Source organism: Variovorax sp. GW822-FHT04E09 (assembly GCF_058800845.1).
Genome location: NZ_JBXAMR010000004.1, coordinates 502,383 through 520,128, shown reverse-complemented (window position 1 = coordinate 520,128; position 17,746 = coordinate 502,383). Strand labels below are relative to the sequence as shown.

General features: G+C 69.2%; 20 protein-coding genes. 8 read left to right on the top strand and 12 right to left on the bottom strand.

From position 1 onward, the window contains the following. From AC1RL8_RS19460 to AC1RL8_RS19450, 3 genes are all read right to left on the bottom strand, one after another. Nucleotides 1-375 carry a hypothetical protein gene (locus AC1RL8_RS19460; protein ID WP_062477074.1) on the bottom strand — a complete coding sequence of 125 codons (375 nt, stop codon included), beginning with the start codon at nt 373-375 and terminating at the stop codon, nt 1-3. A gap of 54 nt (nt 376-429) precedes the next feature. Then, nucleotides 430-594, bottom strand: a complete 165-nt coding sequence (locus AC1RL8_RS19455; protein WP_070063586.1) for a DUF1328 domain-containing protein — start codon at nt 592-594, stop codon at nt 430-432. Between the two features lie 204 nt (nt 595-798). After that, complete coding sequence (locus tag AC1RL8_RS19450) at nt 799-2,169, bottom strand: CHASE3 domain-containing protein (RefSeq protein ID WP_492686121.1); 1,371 nt, start codon at nt 2,167-2,169, stop codon at nt 799-801. A gap of 130 nt (nt 2,170-2,299) precedes the next feature. On the opposite strand from AC1RL8_RS19450, the gene AC1RL8_RS19445 reads away from it, so the two are divergent. Continuing rightward, a complete protein-coding gene (locus tag AC1RL8_RS19445; protein WP_007837167.1) occupies nt 2,300-2,932 on the top strand; it encodes a response regulator in 633 nt (210 codons plus the stop codon). Between the two features lie 7 nt (nt 2,933-2,939). Here the strand turns inward: AC1RL8_RS19445 and AC1RL8_RS19440 are convergent, their stop codons facing one another. After that, a complete protein-coding gene (locus AC1RL8_RS19440) occupies nt 2,940-3,344 on the bottom strand; it encodes a response regulator (RefSeq protein ID WP_095743933.1) in 405 nt (134 codons plus the stop codon). A 256-nt stretch (nt 3,345-3,600) separates the two neighbouring features. Here AC1RL8_RS19440 and AC1RL8_RS19435 point away from each other — a divergent pair, with 256 nt between their 5' ends. Further along, on the top strand, nt 3,601-5,622 hold the full coding sequence (locus AC1RL8_RS19435) for an AsmA family protein (protein WP_492685781.1): 2,022 nt from the start codon (nt 3,601-3,603) through the stop codon (nt 5,620-5,622). Nucleotides 5,623-5,650: 28 nt separating this feature from the next. On the opposite strand, the gene AC1RL8_RS19430 is transcribed toward AC1RL8_RS19435, so the two are convergent. The 3 genes from AC1RL8_RS19430 to gpmA form a co-directional block, all read right to left on the bottom strand. Next, nucleotides 5,651-6,415, bottom strand: a complete 765-nt coding sequence (locus AC1RL8_RS19430; RefSeq protein WP_492685782.1) for a HesA/MoeB/ThiF family protein — start codon at nt 6,413-6,415, stop codon at nt 5,651-5,653. 82 nt (nt 6,416-6,497) lie between these two features. Continuing rightward, complete coding sequence (locus tag AC1RL8_RS19425) at nt 6,498-7,940, bottom strand: S41 family peptidase (protein WP_062477129.1); 1,443 nt, start codon at nt 7,938-7,940, stop codon at nt 6,498-6,500. Nucleotides 7,941-8,063: 123 nt separating this feature from the next. Beyond that, on the bottom strand, nt 8,064-8,807 hold the full coding sequence (gpmA, locus tag AC1RL8_RS19420) for a 2,3-diphosphoglycerate-dependent phosphoglycerate mutase (RefSeq protein ID WP_013543140.1): 744 nt from the start codon (nt 8,805-8,807) through the stop codon (nt 8,064-8,066). Nucleotides 8,808-8,912: 105 nt separating this feature from the next. Here gpmA and AC1RL8_RS19415 point away from each other — a divergent pair, with 105 nt between their 5' ends. The 6 genes from AC1RL8_RS19415 (at nt 8,913) to nadA (ending at nt 13,263) form a co-directional block, all read left to right on the top strand. Next, nucleotides 8,913-9,296, top strand: a complete 384-nt coding sequence (locus tag AC1RL8_RS19415) for a rhodanese-like domain-containing protein (RefSeq protein ID WP_412556395.1) — start codon at nt 8,913-8,915, stop codon at nt 9,294-9,296. A gap of 20 nt (nt 9,297-9,316) precedes the next feature. Then, nucleotides 9,317-9,577, top strand: coding sequence for a glutaredoxin 3 (gene grxC / locus AC1RL8_RS19410; protein WP_062477087.1), 261 nt, complete (start codon nt 9,317-9,319; stop codon nt 9,575-9,577). A gap of 128 nt (nt 9,578-9,705) precedes the next feature. Then, nucleotides 9,706-10,170 (top strand): protein-export chaperone SecB, encoded by a 465-nt coding sequence (gene secB / locus AC1RL8_RS19405; protein WP_056578332.1) that lies wholly within the window; start codon nt 9,706-9,708, stop codon nt 10,168-10,170. A gap of 28 nt (nt 10,171-10,198) precedes the next feature. Continuing rightward, nucleotides 10,199-11,239, top strand: a complete 1,041-nt coding sequence (locus AC1RL8_RS19400; RefSeq protein WP_492685783.1) for an NAD(P)H-dependent glycerol-3-phosphate dehydrogenase — start codon at nt 10,199-10,201, stop codon at nt 11,237-11,239. A gap of 23 nt (nt 11,240-11,262) precedes the next feature. After that, on the top strand, nt 11,263-12,141 hold the full coding sequence (gene nadC, locus AC1RL8_RS19395) for a carboxylating nicotinate-nucleotide diphosphorylase (RefSeq protein WP_095949350.1): 879 nt from the start codon (nt 11,263-11,265) through the stop codon (nt 12,139-12,141). A 6-nt stretch (nt 12,142-12,147) separates the two neighbouring features. Continuing rightward, the gene (gene nadA / locus AC1RL8_RS19390) at nt 12,148-13,263 is read left to right on the top strand and encodes a quinolinate synthase NadA (RefSeq protein WP_062477098.1); all 1,116 of its coding nucleotides are present in this window, start codon (nt 12,148-12,150) and stop codon (nt 13,261-13,263) included. A gap of 10 nt (nt 13,264-13,273) precedes the next feature. Here nadA and AC1RL8_RS19385 read toward each other — a convergent pair whose 3' ends face one another. The 5 genes from AC1RL8_RS19385 to nadB form a co-directional block, all read right to left on the bottom strand. Further along, nucleotides 13,274-13,636, bottom strand: a complete 363-nt coding sequence (locus AC1RL8_RS19385) for a 6-carboxytetrahydropterin synthase (protein ID WP_062477101.1) — start codon at nt 13,634-13,636, stop codon at nt 13,274-13,276. A gap of 39 nt (nt 13,637-13,675) precedes the next feature. Continuing rightward, nucleotides 13,676-14,314: a 7-carboxy-7-deazaguanine synthase gene (queE, locus tag AC1RL8_RS19380; RefSeq protein ID WP_056578343.1), complete on the bottom strand. Its 639-nt coding sequence runs from the start codon at nt 14,312-14,314 to the stop codon at nt 13,676-13,678. Next, nucleotides 14,311-15,153 (bottom strand): pantoate--beta-alanine ligase, encoded by an 843-nt coding sequence (gene panC / locus AC1RL8_RS19375; RefSeq protein WP_492685784.1) that lies wholly within the window; start codon nt 15,151-15,153, stop codon nt 14,311-14,313. The genes queE and panC overlap by 4 nt, the downstream gene beginning before the upstream one ends. A gap of 19 nt (nt 15,154-15,172) precedes the next feature. Continuing rightward, on the bottom strand, nt 15,173-16,078 hold the full coding sequence (gene panB, locus AC1RL8_RS19370) for a 3-methyl-2-oxobutanoate hydroxymethyltransferase (RefSeq protein ID WP_492685785.1): 906 nt from the start codon (nt 16,076-16,078) through the stop codon (nt 15,173-15,175). Nucleotides 16,079-16,150: 72 nt separating this feature from the next. Continuing rightward, the gene (gene nadB / locus AC1RL8_RS19365; RefSeq protein ID WP_492685786.1) at nt 16,151-17,734 is read right to left on the bottom strand and encodes an L-aspartate oxidase; all 1,584 of its coding nucleotides are present in this window, start codon (nt 17,732-17,734) and stop codon (nt 16,151-16,153) included. Between the last annotated feature and the right edge of the window lie 12 nt (nt 17,735-17,746).

Genomic DNA, 17,746 nt, shown 5'->3' with positions numbered 1-17,746 from the left:
TCAGTAGTCGTCGCGGTTGCGGCGGCTGGCCAGCACGATCAGCGCCGTGATGGCGGCGCCGGCAGCGGCGGCCAGCAGCACCGAGCGCACGGGCTGGTCGGAGATGTAGCGGCCGGTCACGTCGGCGGCCTGTTCGATGCGGCGGTGCGCGCGGGCGCTGGTGGTCGAGGCGGCGTCGAGACCGCGCTGCACGGCTTGCTGCACGCGTGCGGCCAACTGCTCGACACCCGGTTCGGCGTCACGGCGCAGTTCGCGGACCTTTTCGCCCGCCGCATTCACCGCGTTCTGAGCGTAGGCGCGGGTGGTTTCGGCCGCTTCCTGGGCGGTCTGGCGCACGTCGTCGGCGAGTTGCGAAGGGGTCTTGGTCGTGTTCATGGGAGAGTCCTTTCCGGGAAGATGAAATGCGGGAGCCTATGGATCGTAACTACGCTACTTGCGTCGTAGCAAGCCGGCCAGGAAGCTGGCGATGGCGAGCACGGCAAAGATGATGAAAAGGACCTTGGCGATCCCCACCGCGCTGGCGGCAATGCCACCGAAGCCGAACACGGCAGCGATGAGTGCGATGACCAGAAATACCACGGCGTAGTGCAGCATGCGGAACTCCTTCGAGGCTTCCCTCTTTGTGGTTTGAAACCATGCATCCGGACGCATCGCTGAAGACGCGGCCCGGTGCCGGATGACACAGGACCCACCTTAAGGGCAGGGCCGCATCGGCCCTGTCAGCGACCGGGGCGGGGGTGCGTAGGAGGCGACCGAGTCGCCGCAGGCCCGGGGCGTGAAGAAATGCCAGCGCCTGCGTCAGGCACCGCGCGGCACGGGGGTGTCGGGGCTCGCCGGCGTGCCGGCCTGCGGCGCCGGCTTCACCACCGGCAGCATCGCGGTGAGCCGCGTGCCCTGCCCGGGCGCCGAGGTGATGGTGAGCTTGCCGCGCGCCGCCTCGACCCGGTGGCGCATGCCCGCCAGGCCGTGCGTCGACGGGCGCATGCGCTGCGCGTCGAAGCCCTTGCCGTTGTCGGCCACCTCCACGATCACGTGGTTGGCGTAGTTCTTCAGCACGATGGTGGCTTCGCTCGCCTCGGCGTACTTGCCGATGTTGGTCAGGCTCTCCTGCACCATGCGGTAGATCGTGAGCTGGCGCGATTCGTCCATGGTCACCGGTTCCAGCGCCATCTCGATCTCCAGGCCCGAGCGCTCTCCGAACTCGCGCCCCAGGATTTCCAGCGAGGCGACCAGCCCGAGGTTGGAGAGCGACGAAGGCCGCAGGTCCTCGATGATGCGGCGCTTGAGTGCGATGCCGCTGTTGAGCAGCTCGGTCAGGTGCTGCAGCCGCTGGATCGCGTCGGGCGAGTCGGCCAGCCGCGACTTCAGCCGCGCCACGTCGAGCTTGGCGGCCGTGAGCAGCGAGCCCAGCTCGTCGTGCAGCTCGCGCGCCAGGTAGCCGCGCTCGGTCTCGCGCACGTCCTGCAGGTGGGTGGCGAGCTCGGCCAGCGAGGCGGTGCGCTCGCGCACCTCGTCTTCGAGGGCGTTGCGTTCGCGTTGCAGCGCCTCCTGCTGGCGCTCGCCCACCGAGCGCAGCGCGTGCGTCTGGCGCAGGTACAGGAAGAAGGCGATCAGCGCCGCGAGCGCCACGATGCCGGTGCCGACGCGCGCCAGCTGCAGCGACTTCATCACCTGCAGCTGACCGGCCTGCAGCGTCGCGTTGCTGGTCTTCACCAGCTCGTTGGCCGTGGCGCGGATGGCTTCCATCTCCTCGCGGCCGACGTCGGTGGTCATGACGAACTTCCAGGCGTCCTCGTTGCCCTCGTGGCGCAGCCGCACGCTCATGTCCATCTCGGCGATCTTGCGCAGCACGTGCTTGGACAGCTCGGACAGCTGGGTGCGCTCGGCCGGGCGTTCGGCGTACAGCTGGCGCAGCGTGGCCAGGTTGCCGTCCACCTGCTTGACCGCGATGTCGTAGGGCTGGCGGTAGGCGGCTTCGCCCGTGAGCAGGAAGCCGCGCTGGCCGGTTTCGGCGTCCAGCATGTTCTGCAGGATCTGGTTGAGCGTGCCGCGGATCTGCTGCGCCTCGTCGATGTCCGCCAGGGCGCGGCTCGATTGCCGGTATCCTGCCTCGTTGATGCCCACGAGGGCCAGTGCGGCCAGCGCCGCGAGCAAGAGGCTCACGGCCATTTTTTGGGGGGCTAACCAGTGCATGACACCCTTAGGGTCGCATTCAATGCAACTTCGTGAATAATTGATAACAATCAGGGACCGGCATGCTGCGGCTTCCAAAGCTGCGGCACAACGACGAAAGTAACAGATGATCAAAATTGGAATTGTGGACGACCACGCCATCGTGCGATCGGGCCTCCGGCAGTTCTTCTCCGAGCACGTGGACCTGCGCGTGGCGGGCGAGGCAGCGAGCGGCCGTGAAGCCATCGAGCTGGTACGCACCACCGAACTGGACGTGCTGGTGATGGATCTCTCCATGCCGGGACAAAGCGGTATCGATGCACTCGCCATGATCCGCGCCAAGGCGCCGGACGTGGGCATCCTGATCCTCAGCGGCTACCCCGAGGAGCACTACGCGATGAACCTGATCCGTCAGGGCGCCAGCGGCTACCTCAACAAGGAATGCGATCCCATCGAGATCGTGAACGCCATTCGCACCATTTCGCTGGGCCGGCGCTACATCACGCCCGCCGTGGCCGAACTGCTGGCCCGCCAGCTCGACCGCAAGGACGACGCCGCGCCGCACGAGCAGCTCTCGGAGCGCGAGTTCCAGGTGTTCCTGAAGCTGGCCAAGGGCGAGACCGCCGGCGACATCGCCAAGACGCTGTCGCTGTCGGTGAAGACGGTGAGCACCTACCGCACGCGGCTGATGGAGAAGATGAACCTGTCCTCCAACAGCGACCTGACCTACTACGCGCTGAAGAACAAGCTCATCGATTGAGCTGCGCCTAGGCATCGCCGGGCGCGGACCGCAGCGCGGCGGCCTGGCGGATGCAGAAGTCGACCAGTGCGTCGATCTCGTTCGACTTGTCGAACACCGCGTCGACCCCGAACTCGGCGCAGCGGCGCCGGATGTCGGGCGTCGCATAGTTGCTGAGCACCACCACCTTCTGGCCGGGCTTGCGCGACTGGCAGGCCTGAAGGATGCCCAGGCCGCTTCCCTGCTTGAGAAAGAGATCGACGATGGCCAGGTGCCACTCGTCGGCATGGTCGCGCAGCCAGTCGCGCGCGTGCTGCTCGGTTTCCGCAAAGCCCACGACCGTGGTGCAGGTGAGCTCTTCCAGAGTGCCGATGAGGTTTTCACGGATCGTGGGGTTGTCTTCGACAACGTAGGTCTGCAATCTGGAATCCATGCCGAACCGCGCTTCCTCTGAGGTGGGCAGGTGCTCGTGTCCAAGCGCCCTGCGGAGGAGAGAGCCTGCCCATGGACATTGAGGCTTTCCCGCAGCGGATCATGCAGGGTTCAAGGGCCGCGCGTTGTAGGCGGGTTCTGACGCATGTGCAGGCGGCCGTCTCCACGCCGCTCGCGCCCGCCCGTAGGCCAAGCCGCACGGGGTCTGCGGCCTGCCGCCGACCCGGTTCGGGCGCGCATCCGGGTAAGAATCGACCATGGCAACCCAATCCCTTCGCACCCGGCCGCGCTGGCAGAAGCTGCTGGCGGCCTTCGTGTTGCTGGTCGCCGTCCTGCTGACCGCGTTCGCGCTCCTCGTGGCCTTCTTTCCGTGGGACACGCTGCGCGAGCCGCTCAACCGCTTCGTGAGCGAGAAGACCGGGCGCAAGTTCGAGATCACCCGCCGGCTCGACGTGGACCTGGGCTGGAAGGCCGCCACCATCCACTTCGACGGCATCGAGTTCGCCAACCCCGACTGGGCGCGCGACCCTTACCTGGTGAAGGCCGAGCGCGCGAGCTTCGAGATCCGCCTGTGGCCGCTGATCGACAAGCGGGTGGTCATTCCGAGCCTGGCGCTGACCGCGCCCACCGTCGGCCTGCAGATGGAACCCGACGGGCGGCGCACCTGGGCCTTCGGCAAGGACACCTCCGACACCGGCACCGTGCCCACCATCGGCCTGATCCAGGTCGACAAGGGCGCCGTCGACTTCCTGGCTACGCACCTGGGCGTCGACGTGCACGCCGACCTAGACTACGACAGCAACCGCGGCGAGCTGCCGCTGCACTACCGCATCAAGGGCCGCTACAAGGGCCAGCCGCTCACGGCCGACGGGCGCACCGGCAACGTGCTGCAGATCAACGCCGCGGGCGCGCCGCCGTTCCCGCTCGAGATCAACGCCGCCGCCGGCCAGACCCGGCTCAAGGCCAATGGCACGGTGGCCCAGCTCGCAGGCTTCGACGGCATCGACGCCACGTTCCAGATCAAGGGCCAGACGCTGAGCGCGCTGTACCCGCTGCTGGGCATCGTGCTGCCGCAGACCCCGCCCTATGCGCTGAGCGGCGGCCTGCGCAAGCGCGGCAAGCTCTGGGAGGCGGCGGGGCTCAACGGCCGGCTGGGCCTGTCGGACATCGGCGGCGACATGGCCTTCGACCAGGCCGGCAAGGTGCCGCGCCTGTCGGGCACGCTGCGCTCGCGCGTCATGGACATGGACGACCTCGGCCCGCTGATCGGCCTGCCGCCCACGGCGCGTTCGGCCAACGCGGTGGAGGGCGTGGCGCCCGTCGCCTCGGCCCAGCCCAAGCGCCCGCCCGGCGGCAAGGTGCTGCCGACCACGCCCTTCGACTTCGGGCGGCTGCACGCCATGAACGCCGACGTGGCCTACACGGCCGAGCGCATCCGCAACGTGCGCGAGGTGCCGCTGGACCGCGGCAGCGTCAAGATCCGGCTGACCGACGGCGTGCTGTCGCTCGACCCGCTCGACCTGGGCGTGGCCAACGGCAAGCTCGTGGGCGCGATCCGCATCGACGCCACGAAGACGCCGGCCGACATCCGCGCCTCGCTCGACGTGCGCGGCCTGCGGCTGGCGCGGCTCATTCCCAAGCTGGAGAACTCGGGCAACAGCGTCGGCCGGCTCGACGGGCGCATCAACCTGTCGGGCGCCGGCAATTCGGTGGCCAGCTGGCTCGGCGGCGCGTCGGGCGACATGGCGGTGCTGTCGGGCCGCGGCCAGTTCGGCAACCTGATGCCCGTGTTCGCGACGCTGGTGGGCGGCGACATCCTCAAGTTCCTGCTGCGCGGCGACCGCGACGTCGAGCTGCGCTGCGCGGCGCTGGCCTTCGACGTGAACAAGGGCGTGATGAACGGGCGCACGCTGGTGCTGGACACCACCAACGCCGTCTTCACCGCCACCGGCCAGGCCAACCTCGCGACCGAGTCGCTGGACTTCGTGATCCGGCCCGAGCCCAAGAGCGCGAGCTTCCTGTCGCTGCGCACGCCATTGGTCGTGAGCGGCACCTTCGGCGCGCCCAAGGGCGGCGTCGAGATCGGGCCGCTGGCCGGCCGCGGTCTGGCGGCGCTGGCGCTGGGCGCCATCAACCCGCTGCTGGCACTGGCAGCGACCATCGAGACCGGCCCCGGCGAGAACGCCGACTGCACGGGCGTGCTGGCGCTGGCGAACCGGCCCACGGCCGGGGCCGCCGCGCGCGGTGCGGCGCGGGCCAAGGGGGCTCGCCAGCCTTAACGAAAGAAAAAAGAGGGCAGGCGGGCGCTCAGGCGCCGGCCTGGGGCCGCTGCGCGCAGACGCTGCAGTGCGGGTCGCGCGAGACGCGCAGCGTGTCGAAGCCGGTGCTGCGTCCGTCGAACATCAGCAGCTTGCCCGCCAGCGACGGACCGATGCCGGCCAGCAGCTTGAGCGCCTCGCTGGCTTGCAGCGTACCGATGGTGCCGACCACCGGGCCGAACACGCCGAGCACCGCGCAGCGCGTTTCCTCGAAGCTGGCCTCGGGCGGGAACAGGCAGGCGTAGCAGGGGCAGGTGGCGTCGCGGGTGTCGTAGACGCTCAACTGGCCGTCGAAGCGGATCGCCGCGCCCGCCACCAGCGGTTTGGCATGCGCCACGCAGGCGCGGTTCACGGCCTGCCGGGTGGCGAAGTTGTCGCAGCAGTCGACCACCACGTCGGCCTCGGCCACGAGCCGCGACAGCAGCGCCTCGTCGGCGCGCACGGCGTGGGTCTCGATGGCGATGCCGGGGTTGATGTCGCGCATGGCCTGCGCGGCCGATGCGACCTTGGGCTGGCCCACCCGCGCCTGGGTGTGGGCCACCTGCCGCTGCAGGTTGGTGAGGTCGACCTCGTCGTCGTCGACCAGCACGATGTGGCCGACTCCCGCTGCCGCGAGGTACAGGGCCACCGGCGAGCCCAGCCCGCCGGCGCCGATGACGAGCACCTGCCCGGCACTGACGCGCGCCTGGCCGTCAATGCCGAATTCTTCGAGAAGGATGTGCCGCGAATAGCGCAGCAGGTCGTGATCGTCCATGCGCGCCTGCCTGGGCCTGTGCGGGGGAGGGGAAAACGCCGGTGGCGCGAACCGCACGGTGCGTGCGGCCCGCTCGCCGGGATCAGTTTTCCTTCTTCTCGTCCTTGTTGTCGACGATGACCTGCGTCTTGCTGACGAGCACCGGCTGGCCCTTCAGGCGGTTGAGCGCCTGCACCAGCGGGAAGTCCTTGTCGGTGCCGAACTCGGGCACCTTGCGGTCCTGCGGCGGCTTCTTGGCTTCTTCCTCGAGGCGCTTGCGGGCTTCGTCGCGGGCCTTTTCACGCTCGGGGTCCTTCACCTCGGGGCCCTGGCCGCTGGCCAGGTGCTTCTCGAGGTCGGCCTCGCGCATGCGCAGGGCGGCGAAGGGGCTGCCCTCGGCGCTTTCGTCGACCAGCACGTTGGGCACGATGCCCTTGGCCTGGATCGAGGTGCCGCTGGGGGTGTAGTAGCGCGCGGTGGTGATCTTCAGGCCGGTGTCCGGGCCGAGCGGGCGCACGGTCTGCACCGAGCCCTTGCCGAAGGTCTGGCTGCCCATGATGGTGGCGCGCTTGTGGTCCTGCAGCGCGCCGGCCACGATCTCGCTGGCCGAGGCCGAGCCTTCGTTCACCAGCACCACCAGCGGCACGTTCTTGAGCGCGGCCGGCAGGTTGCGCAGCGGGTCGCTGCCCGAACGGCGCTGGTAGTACTCCGGCGCCGCCTTGTAGATCGACTTGCTTTCGGCCAGCTGGCCGTCGGTGGTGACCACCGTGACGTTCTCGGGCAGGAAGGCCGCCGACACCGCCACCGCCGCGTCGAGCAGGCCGCCCGGGTCGTTGCGCAGGTCGAGCACCAGGCCCTTGAGATTCGGGTCTTCCTTGTAGAGCTCCTCGATCTTCTTGACGAAGTCGTCGACCGTGCGTTCCTGGAACTGCGACAGGCGGATCCAGCCGTAGCCCGGCTCGATCATCTTGCCGCGCACCGACTGGGTACGGATTTCCTCGCGCGTGATCGTGACCGGGAAGGTGCGGCTCTCGTCCTTGCGGAAGATGGTCAGCAGCACCTTGGTGTTGGCCTCGCCGCGCATGCGCTTGACGGCTTCGTTCAGCGACAGGCCGCGCACGGCGGTGTCGTCGATCTTGGTGATCAGGTCGTTCGGCTTCAGGCCAGCGCGGAAGGCCGGCGAGCCCTCGATGGGGGAGACGACCTTGATGAGGCCGTCTTCCTGCGAGATCTCGATGCCCACGCCGACGAAGCGGCCCGTGGTGCCCTCGCGGAATTCCTTGAAGGACTTCTTGTCGAAGTACTGCGAATGCGGATCGAGCCCGGCGACCATGCCCGAGATGGCGTCCGAGATGAGTTTCTTCTCGTCGACCGCCTCGACATAGTCGCTCTTGACCATCCCGAAGACGGCCGCGAGCTGCTGCAACTCCTCGAGCGGGAGCGGCGCGAGCGAACCCCGCGCGACCGTCTGCAGCGAGACGGTGGTCAGGACGCCAGCAACGGCGCCGGCGGCGACCCAGCCGGTGATCTTCAGTTTCTGGCCCATCATGAGTGAAATGTCCTGTATGTCGACGGCTGTCGAACCAATATACACAGCTTGGAAGCAAATTGCCTGCCGGGGTTCCACGGAGGAACCGGCAGGCGGGGTTTTCTTCTTTTGCTTACGTCTTCAGCCCTTGCCCTGCGAAGCCACCGCGGCGGCGGCCTTTTCGGCGGCCGCGGCATCGCCCAGGTAGTAGTGGCGCAGGGGCTTGAGGTCGTCGTCCAGCTCGTACACGAGCGGGATGCCGTTCGGGATGTTCAGGCCGACGATGGCGTCGTCCGAGATGCCGTCCAGGTACTTCACCAGTGCGCGGATCGAGTTGCCGTGCGCGGCCACGACCAGGCGGCGGCCGGTGCGGATGGCCGGGGCCATCGATTCGTTCCAGAACGGCAGCACGCGCGCCACCGTGTCCTTCAGGCATTCGGTCAGAGGGATCTGCTCGGGCGACAGCTTGGCGTAGCGCACGTCGGAACGCTCGCTGCGCGGGTCGTCGGCTTCCAGCGGCGGCGGCGGGGTGCTGTAGCTGCGGCGCCAGACCAGCACCTGCTCGTCGCCGTACTTCTTGGCGGTTTCGGCCTTGTTCAGGCCCTGCAGGCCGCCGTAGTGGCGCTCGTTCAGGCGCCACGAGTGCACCACGGGCAGCCAGGTGCGGTCGAGTTCGTCGAGCGTGTGCCAGAGGGTGCGGGTGGCGCGCTTGAGCACGCTGGTGTAGGCCACGTCGAAGTCGTAGCCCTCGGCCTTGAGCAGCCGGCCGGCCTGCTTGGCCTGCTCGACGCCGGTTTCGGTCAGGTCGACGTCGGTCCAGCCGGTGAAGCGGTTTTCGAGGTTCCAGGTCGATTCGCCGTGGCGGATCAGTACCAGTTTGTGCATGTCGGAGGCCTTTGGCAGCGCGTGGGAAAACCAGCATTCTAAAATCCCGGGTTTGCCATCCAAGGAACCCCCGTGAAATTGATCGAATTCGTCACCGCGAACTGGATGCTGATCCTGATGGCGCTCACTTCGGGCGGCATGCTGGCCTGGCCGATGCTCCGGGGGGCGGGCGGTGGCACGCTCACGGCCCAGGGCGCCGTGCAGCTCATCAACCGCGAACGCGCGGTGCTGGTCGACGTGCGCGAACCCGAAGAGTTTGCCGGCGGCCACATGATCGGCGCCAAGAACGTCCCGTTGAACCTGCTCGAGGAAAAGCTGGCTGGCACGGTCAAGAACAAGAACGTGCCGCTGCTGCTGGTGTGCGCCACCGGCGCCCGCGCCCAGCGCGCCGTGGCCACGGCCAAGAAGCTCGGCTACGAGCAGGCCCAAGCCGTCGCTGGCGGGCTCAAGGCCTGGAAAGAGGCTAACCTGCCGGTTGAAAAAGCCTGATTCTTCCCAAGGTAGAGCGCATGCAAGCCGTCAAGATGTACACCACCGCCGTCTGCCCGTACTGCACGCGTGCAAAGCAGATCCTCAAGGCCAAGGGCGTCGAGCAGATCGAAGAGATCCGCATCGACACCGACCCGCAAGCCCGCACCACCATGATGGAGATCACCCAGCGCCGCACGGTGCCGCAGATCTTCATCGGCGACACCCACGTGGGCGGTTGCGACGACCTCATGGCCCTGGACAGCCGCGGCGGCTTGGTCCCGCTGCTGCAAGGCGCCTGAAGCTCCGCGCGGCCGGGCGTCACGAAAGTGCGCGGGCCGTCGGGCGATAATCGTTTGTTCCCTCATCTGCAGCCCGCTGCGGGACCCTCTCCCCGGCGGGCATTGTTTTGATCCTCGAAAGTTCAGCCATGGCCGACCAGCAAGCCCAAGATCCCGTGTTCCAGATCCAGCGCGTCTACCTCAAGGACCTGTCGCTCGAACAACCCAACTCGCCCGCGATCCTGCTGGAGCAGACGCAGCCCACCGTCGACATCCAGCTCGGCGTGGACGCCCAGCCCGTGGCCGACGGCATCTTCGAGATCACGGTGTCGGCCACCGTGCAGACCAAGATCGAAGACCGCACCGTGTTCCTGGTCGAAGCCAAGCAAGCCGGCATCTTCGAGATCCGCAACCTGCCGGAAGACCAGATGGGCCCGATCCTGGGCATCGCCTGCCCGCAGATCGTCTACCCGTACCTGCGCGGCAACGTGGCCGACGTGATCCAGCGCGGCGGCTTCCCGCCCGTGCACCTGGCCGAAATCAACTTCCAGGCCATGTACGAGCAGCAGCAAGCCCAGGCCGCCGGCCAGGCTGCCCCCACCCTGGCCCAGTAAACCGGCCGCACGACGCCGCCAGCGCACGATGAAGATCTGCGTTCATGGCGCCGGTGCCTGGGGCACGGCCGTCGCAGTCAACGCGGCGGCCCGCCACGAGGTCACGCTGTGGGCGCGCGACGCCGCCCAGGCCGACGCCATGTCGGCCGCGCGTGAAAACACCCGCTACCTTCCCGGGCTGGCCCTGCCGGCCTCGCTGACCGTGCGCGCGGGCGACATCGCCCAGGCGCAGGCCGGGGCCGACCTCGTCATCGTGGCCACGCCCATGGCCGCCCTGCGCGACCAGCTGCTCGCCCTGCGCGGCACCAGCGCCCAGGTGGCGTGGCTGTGCAAGGGCGTCGAGCCCGCGCTCGATGCCTCTCCCACCACCTACGGCCTGCTCGCCCACGAGATCTGGGCGCAGGTCGCCCCCGAATTGAAGGCGGGCGTGCTCAGCGGCCCCAGCTTTGCGCAAGAGGTCGCCGAAGGGCGTCCGACCGCGCTGGTGGCCGCCAGCCCGCACGCCGGCGTGCGCGATGCGCTGGTCGACGCTTTCCACGGCCCGGCTCTGCGCGTGTACGCCAACGACGACATCGTCGGCGTCGAAGTCGGCGGCGCGGTGAAGAACGTGCTCGCCATCGCCACCGGGCTGTGCGACGGCCTCGCGCTCGGGCTCAACGCCCGCGCGGCGCTGATCACCCGCGGCCTGGCCGAGATGACCCGCTTCGGCCTGGCGCTTGGCGCCCGCGCCGACACCTTCATGGGCCTGTCGGGCCTGGGCGACCTCGTGCTGACCGCCACCGGCGACCTGTCGCGCAACCGCAAGGTCGGGCTGCTGCTGGCCCAGGGCCGCACGTTGGCGCAGGCCGTCGATTCGCTGGGCCACGTGGCCGAGGGCGTGTACTGCGCCCGCACCGTGGTGCAGCGCGCGCGCGGCCTGGGCATCGAGATGCCCATCGCCGAAGGCGTGGTCGCGCTGCTCGACGGCCAGGTGAGCCCGCGCGACGCCGTCGCGGCGCTGACCGGGCGCGACCCGGTGCCCGAGTCGGTGCAGCCGCCCGCCGGCCCGGCCTCGCGCCATTCCTCCTGAAGAAGATTAGAGATTCCAGAGACATGAGCCCTCGCTTTGATTTCTCGGCGTCGGCCGTCGCCGCGCTGGCCGAGTCCGACGTCGCCCGCGCCCTGCAGGAAGACGTCGCCGACGGCGACCTGACCGCCTCGCTGGTCGACGCCTCCCGCACCGCCCATGCCCGCGTGCTCGCACGCGAAACCGCCGTGGTGTGCGGCGCGCCCTGGGTCGAGGCCACCGTGCGGCGGCTCGATCCGCAGGCGCGCATCACCTGGCTGTGCGGCGAGGGCCAGCGCTGCGCCGCCGACCAGCCCGTGTTGGAAATCGAAGGCGGCGCCCGCGCGCTGCTGACGGCCGAGCGCACCGCGCTCAACTTCCTGCAGCTGCTGAGCGCCGTCGCCACCAAGACCGCGCTGTACGCCGACGCCGTGAAGGGCACCCGTGCCCGCATCGTCGACACCCGCAAGACCCTGCCGGGCCTGCGCCTGGCGCAGAAGTACGCGGTGCGCACGGGCGGCGGGCTGAACCATCGCATCGGCCTGTACGACGCGGTGCTCATCAAGGAAAACCACATCGCCGCGGCCGGTGGCGTGGCCGCCGCCCTGCGCGCGGTGGCGCCCGTGGCCGCGCAGGCTGCTTTTGTCGAGGTCGAGGTCGAGACCCTGGCCCAGCTGCAGGAAGCGCTGGACGCCGGCGCCCGCATGGTGCTGCTCGACAACATGGACCTGCCCACGCTGCGCGAGGCCGTGCGCCTGAACGACGCCGTGGGCGACGATCGCAAGGCCGTGCTCGAGATTTCGGGCGGCGTCACGCTCGACGGCCTGCGCGCCCTGGCCGAGACCGGTGTCGACCGGATCTCGATCGGCGCGTTGACCAAGGATGTGAAGGCCATCGACTACTCGATGCGCTTCCTGACCCACTGAACCGCCATGACGACCGCTTCCGTCATCGATGTCGACTACGAACAGCCCGCGCAAGGCGCGGTCTGCGACACGCGCCACGCCTGGGCCCGCGTGCCCCCCGAGCCTTCGCCCGATGAACGCATCGCGCTGAAGGACCGCATCCGCCGCCTGCTGCGCGAGCGCAACGCGGTGATGGTGTCGCACTTCTACGTGCACCCCGACCTGCAGGACCTGGCCGAGGAAACCGGCGGCATCGTGAGCGATTCGCTCGAGATGGCACGCTTCGGCCGCGACCACGCCGCCACCACACTGGTGGTGTCGGGCGTGCGCTTCATGGGCGAGACCTCGAAGATCCTCTCGCCCGAAAAGCGCGTGCTGATGCCCGACCTGGACGCCAACTGCTCGCTCGACCTGGGCTGCCCGGTCGACGCGTTCAGTGCCTTCTGCGACGAGCATCCCGACCGCACCGTGGTGGTCTACGCCAACACCAGCGCGGCCGTGAAGGCGCGCGCCGACTGGCTCGTCACCTCCAGCTGCGCGCTCGACGTGGTGAACGCGCTGCATGCGGCCGGCCAGAAGATCCTCTGGGGCCCCGACCGCCACCTGGGCGACTACATCCGCCGCCAGACCGGCGCCGACATGGTCAGCTGGAACGGCGCGTGCATCGTGCACGACGAATTCAAGGCGCTCGAACTCGAGCTGCTCATGAAGGAGCACCCGAAGGCCAAGGTGCTGGTGCACCCCGAGTCGCCCTCCGACGTGATCGCGCTGGCGCACGCGGTGGGTTCCACCTCGGCCATCCTGAACGCGGCGCAGCGCTTCGACGCGACCGAGTTCATCGTCGCGACCGACACCGGCATGCTGCACAAGCTGCGCACGCTGAACCCCGGCAAGACCTTCATCGAAGCGCCCACGGCGGGCAACGGCGGCACCTGCAAGAGCTGCGCGCACTGCCCGTGGATGGCGATGAACGGGCTGGTCGAACTGGCGAACGCGCTGGAAACCGGCGCGGGCGAGATCCACGTCGATCCGGCGCTGGGCGTGCGCGCGCGCGTGCCGATCGACCGGATGCTGGCGTTCACGGCCGGGCTGAAGAACGGCCAGGCGCCGGGCAGCCTGGTGGCCGGCATCGGCGCCGCCTGACCGACAGCGGCTAGAACTCCACCGTACAGCTGTCGCCGAGCGCCTCGCGCCACACGCGCACGCGCGCCAGCGACGGCCGCAGGTCGGGCAGTGCGTCGGCGATGAACACGCACAGGTTCTCCAGCGTCGGCGGATGCAGCCCCGGCACGTCGTCCAGCAGGTGGTGGTCGAGCTGTTCGCGCACGTCCTCGAGCCGGCGGCGCAGTAGGCCCAGGTCAATCACCATGCCTGTCACCGGATCGCGCTCGCCCGCCAGCCACACCTCCGCGTGGTAGGTGTGGCCGTGAATGCGGCGGCTGCCTTCGACCTCGATCTCGCGTTTGAGCGTGTGGGCGGCGTCGAAGAAGAAGCGTTGGCTGATGGTGAAGCGCATCGTCGGAAAAAAGAAACTCTGAAATAAAGGGGCCGCGCGTCAGCGGATGCCCGTGATCTTGTGGGTCTGCACGCTCAGGCGCCACACCGGCTGCTTCATGCATTCGGCGATGCACAACTCGGTGTTGGCGAGCCGGTCGGGCCCGTCCATCGGCTGCAGGAAGCGGTGGGTGAATTCGCCGGTGCGTGCCATCGCATCGAGGTCGATGCCGGCCTGCGGCCACACCAGCTTCAGCTCCTGGCCGCGCTGCTGCACCCAGGGCGCGCCGGCCTTGGGGCTGATGCACAGCCAGTCGATGCCCGCGGGCGCGACGACCGTGCCGTTGCTCTCGACCGCGATGCGGAAGTGCCGCGCGTGCAGTGCGTCGACCAGCGCCGCATCGACCTGCAGCAGCGGCTCGCCGCCCGTGAGCACGACCAGCCGGTGCGCGGTGTCGCCGGCGGGCCATTGCGCGGCGATGGTGTCGGCGAGCTGGTCTGCGTTCTTGAACTTGCCGCCCAGCGTGCCGTCGGTGCCGACGAAGTCGGTGTCGCAGAAGCGGCAGACAGCCGTGTCGCGGTCTTCCTCGCGGCCCGTCCAGAGGTTGCAGCCGGCGAAGCGGCAGAACACGGCCGGCATGCCGGCCTGGCCGCCTTCGCCCTGCAGCGTGTAGAAGATTTCCTTGACGCTGTAGGTCATGCGGCGAGCGGCGTGTCGATTTCGAGGTTGTCGATGAGCCGCGTGCTGCCCAGCCGCGCGGCGGCCAGGGCCACGAGCGCATCACCGGGCTGCGGCGCCTGCAGGTCGGCGCGGCGGCGCAGCACGAGGTAGTCGGGCTGCCAGCCGCGCTGCGCGAGCGACTGCATGGCGCGCACCTCGAGGGCCGCCACGTCGCGCTCGCCGGCGCGCACGGCCTCGGCCATGTCTCGCAGCGCCTTCGACAGCTGCACGGCCTCGGCGCGCTCGGTGGCGCTCAGGTAGCCGTTGCGCGAGGAGAGCGCCAGGCCGTCGTCGGCGCGGAAGGTCTCGCCGCCCACGATCTCGATGGGCAGCGCGAACTGCCGCACCATGTGGCGGATCATCATGAGCTGCTGGTAGTCCTTCTTGCCGAACACGGCCACGCGCGGCTGCACGCACTGGAACAGCTTCATCACCACCGTGCACACGCCGATGAAGAAGCCGGGGCGGAAGTGCCCTTCGAGCAGGTCGGCCAGTGCCGGGTCGGGGTGCACCTTGCAGGTCTGGGGCTCGGGGTAGAGCGCCTTCTCGTCGGGCGCGAACAGCACGTCGCAACCGGCGGCGCGCAGCTTCTCGCAGTCGCTGTCCCAGGTGCGCGGGTAGGTGTCGAAGTCCTCGTGCGGCAGGAACTGCAGGCGGTTCACGAAGATGCTGGCCACCGTGGCGTCGCCCAGCGGCTTGGCCTGGCGCACGAGCGCGAGGTGGCCCTCGTGCAGGTTGCCCATGGTGGGCACGAAGGCGGGGCGTTGGCTGGAAGACAGGTGCTGGCGCAGTTCGTCGATGGTCTTGGCGATGTACATGGTCGGTGTCCTTCTGTGCTTACCAGGCGTGGAGCCGGTCGTCGGGGAAGCTGCCGTTCTTCACGGCCTGCACGTAGGCCTGCAACGCGGGCAGCACGCCCGGCGCGTCGGCCATGAAGTTGCGCACGAACTTCGGCATCTTCCCGAGGTTGATGCCCAGCATGTCGTGCAGCACGAGCACCTGGCCCGCGGTGGCCTTGCCGGCGCCGATGCCGATGGTGGCGCAGTGTTTCAGCTCCGTGGTGAGTTCGGCGGCCAGCGCGGCCGGCACCATCTCGAGCACCAGCATGGCGGCGCCCGCGTCCTGCAGCGCATGGGCCTGCTGCTTGAGCAGCGCGCCGGCGGTGTCGCCCTTGCCCTGCACGCGGTAGCCGCCGAGCGCATGCACGGTCTGCGGCGTCAGGCCCAGGTGGGCGCACACGGGAATGCCGCGCTCGACCAGGAAGCGCACGGTCTCGGTGGTCCAGCCGCCGCCTTCGAGCTTGACCATGTGCGCGCCCGCCTGCATCAGCACCGTGGCGCTACGAAGAGCCTGCTCGCGCGATTCCTGATAACTGCCGAAGGGCAGGTCGGCGATGAGCCAGGTCGTGCCCTGCACGCGGCGCAGGCCGCGCGAGACGCTGTCGGTGTGATAGCGCATGGCTTCCAGGCTCACGCCCACGGTGCTGTTCAGGCCCTGGCAGACCATGCCCAGCGAGTCGCCGACCAGCAGGCAGTCGATGCCGGCCGCGTCGGCCATGGCCGCAAAGGTGGCGTCGTAGGCGGTGAGCATGGCGATCTTCTCGCCGCGCGCATGCATGTCGGCCAGCCGCGGCAGGCTCACGGGCTTGCGCTGCGCCAGGGGCGAGGCGGGTGGCAGCGTGCCGTAGGGCGAGGCGGGCGGGGCTTCGGACGGTGAGGTGGGTGGGGTAGGGGTGTTCGACATGGTTGGCTTTCTCCCTGCGGGCGTCGGTGGCCGGGCATCCTGAGGGTGATCGAAAGGTGACGAAGGGTGGGCTCAGTCGACCGGCGGCACCAGCACGGTGGGTGCGGTGGGCTCGGCCAGCGAAGGGTAATCGCGACTGAAATGCAGGCCACGGCTCTCGTGGCGGGCCTGCGCGGAACGCACGATCAGCTCGGCCACCTGCACCAGGTTGCGCAGTTCGAGCAGGTCGCGCGTGACGTGGAAGTTCGCGTAGAACTCCTGGATCTCGGCCTGCAGCAGCGCGATGCGATGGCTCGCACGCTCCAGGCGCTTGTTGGTGCGCACGATGCCGACGTAGTCCCACATGAAGCGGCGCAGCTCGTCCCAGTTGTGGGAGATGACCACGGCTTCGTCGGCGTCGGTGACGCGGCTTTCGTCCCAGGCGGGCAGCGCGGCGCGTTCGCGCGACGGCGCCTGCGCAATGGCGTCGGCCGCGGCGCGCGCGAACACCATGCACTCGACCAGCGAGTTGCTGGCCAGCCGGTTGGCGCCGTGCAGGCCGGTGCAGGCGGTTTCGCCGATGGCGTACAGGCCCGGGATGTCGGTGCGACCAGCCAGGTCGCTGAGCACGCCGCCGCAGGTGTAGTGCGCAGCGGGCACCACGGGAATCGGCTCGCGCGTGATGTCGATGCCCAGCTCCAGGCAGCGCGCCAGGATGTTGGGGAAGTGTTCCTTCAGGAACGCGGGCGGCTGGTGCGAGATGTCGAGGTACACGCAGTCCAGGCCGTGCTTCTTCATCTCGAAGTCGATGGCGCGGGCCACCACGTCGCGCGGCGCCAGTTCGGCGCGCTCGTCGTGCTTCGGCATGAAGCGCGTGCCGTCGGGCAATTTCAGCAGGCCGCCTTCGCCGCGCACCGCCTCGCTGATCAGGAACGACTTGGCATGCGGGTGGTACAGGCAGGTCGGGTGGAACTGGATGAACTCCAGGTTCGACACCCGGCAGCCCGCGCGCCAGGCGGCGGCAATGCCGTCGCCGGTGGCGGTGTCGGGGTTGGTGGTGTACAGGTACACCTTGCCCGCGCCGCCGGTCGCCAGGATGGTGTGCGGCGCGCGGAAGGCCAGCACCTCGTCGGTCTCGTCGTCCAGCGCGTACAGGCCCTGGCACGAGGAATCGGCCAGCCCGAGCTTGGTGCCGGTGACCAGGTCGACCAAGGTGTGGTGCTCGAACAGCGTGATGTTGGGCGTGCGGCGCACGCGCTCGATCAGCACCTGCTGCACGGCCGCGCCGGTGGCGTCGGTCACGTGCACGATGCGGCGCTGGCTGTGGCCGCCTTCGCGCGTCAGGTGCAGGTCGCCACCTTCTTCCGAGAAGGGCACGCCCAGTTCGCGCAGCCAGCCGATGGCCTGCGGCGCGCCCTCGACCACGAAGCGCGTGGCCTCGGGGTCGCACAGGCCGGCGCCGGCGACCAGCGTGTCTTCCACGTGGGCGTCGAAGCTGTCGCCCGCCGCCAGCACGGCCGCGATGCCGCCCTGCGCCCAGGCGCTGGAGCCGTCGTTCAGCGCGCGCTTGGTGAGCACGGCCACGCGGTGCGTGGGGGCCAGGTGCAGCGCGGCGGAGAGGCCTGCGAGGCCGCTGCCGACAATGAGGACATCGAAGTCGCGAACGGCGGAAGTCACAGGCGTGGGAAC